This is a genomic window from Nitrosomonas sp. JL21 (assembly GCF_009833095.1).
Taxonomy (GTDB): domain Bacteria; phylum Pseudomonadota; class Gammaproteobacteria; order Burkholderiales; family Nitrosomonadaceae; genus Nitrosomonas.
The window spans coordinates 1-1,194 of sequence record NZ_QRCB01000077.1; the positions used below are offsets into that span (position 1 = coordinate 1).

General features: G+C 50.5%; 1 protein-coding gene. It reads right to left on the reverse strand.

Annotation, left to right across the window (positions count from 1 at the left end):
• Position 1: 1 nt before the first annotated feature.
• Positions 2-1,192, reverse strand: coding sequence for an elongation factor Tu (gene tuf, locus ABF87_RS14565; RefSeq protein WP_160829839.1), 1,191 nt, complete (start codon positions 1,190-1,192; stop codon positions 2-4).
• Positions 1,193-1,194: the final 2 nt, after the last annotated feature.

Genomic DNA, 1,194 nt, shown 5'->3' on the forward strand with positions numbered 1-1,194 from the left:
ATTACTCAATAATTTTTGCGACGACACCAGCACCTACGGTTCTTCCACCTTCGCGTATCGCAAAGCGCAGCCCATCTTCCATCGCAATCGGCGCGATCAAGTTCACCGTAACAGATACATTATCTCCAGGCATCACCATTTCCGTACCCGCCGGCAATTCAATCGCGCCTGTGACGTCCGTCGTTCTGAAATAAAACTGTGGACGATATCCCGGAAAAAATGGGGTGTGTCTTCCACCTTCTTCTTTACTAAGTACATAAATCTCTGCCGTAAACTTAGTATGCGGTGAAATACTGCCCGGCTTAGCCAGCACTTGACCACGTTCCACTTCTTCTCTTTTCGTGCCGCGCAGCAATATCCCCACATTATCACCCGCCTGCCCCTGATCCAGAAGCTTGCGGAACATTTCCACACCGGTACATACCGTCTTCAGGGTCGGCTTCAGACCTACGATCTCTATCTCTTCGCCAACTTTGATGATCCCTCTTTCCACGCGTCCAGTCACCACCGTTCCACGCCCGGAGATCGAAAACACGTCTTCAACCGGCATGATGAATGTCCCATCGATCGCACGTTCAGGTTGGGGAATGTAACTATCCAGCGCTTCTGCCAGTTTCAGGATCGAAGGCTCGCCAATCTCACTTTGATCCCCTTCCAACGCCTTCAGAGCCGATCCCACCACAATCGGGGTATCATCGCCAGGAAAGTCATATTTCGATAACAATTCACGGATTTCCATTTCCACCAGCTCGATCAATTCTGCATCATCGACCATATCCGCTTTGTTCATATACACGATGATATAGGGAACACCCACCTGACGAGCCAGCAAGATATGCTCTCGAGTCTGTGGCATCGGACCGTCGGCTGCTGATACCACCAGTATCGCGCCATCCATTTGTGCCGCACCGGTAATCATGTTCTTCACATAGTCCGCATGGCCAGGGCAATCCACATGAGCATAGTGACGATTTTCAGTCTCATATTCCACATGCGCTGTGTTAATTGTAATTCCTCGCGCACGTTCCTCGGGTGCTGAGTCAATCTGTGCATAACTCTTCGCTTCCCCACCAAATTTCTTCGTCAATATCGTCGTTATCGCCGCCGTCAGCGTCGTCTTCCCGTGATCCACGTGACCTATCGTTCCAACGTTTACGTGTGGCTTCGACCGCTCAAATTTACTCTTTGCCATGA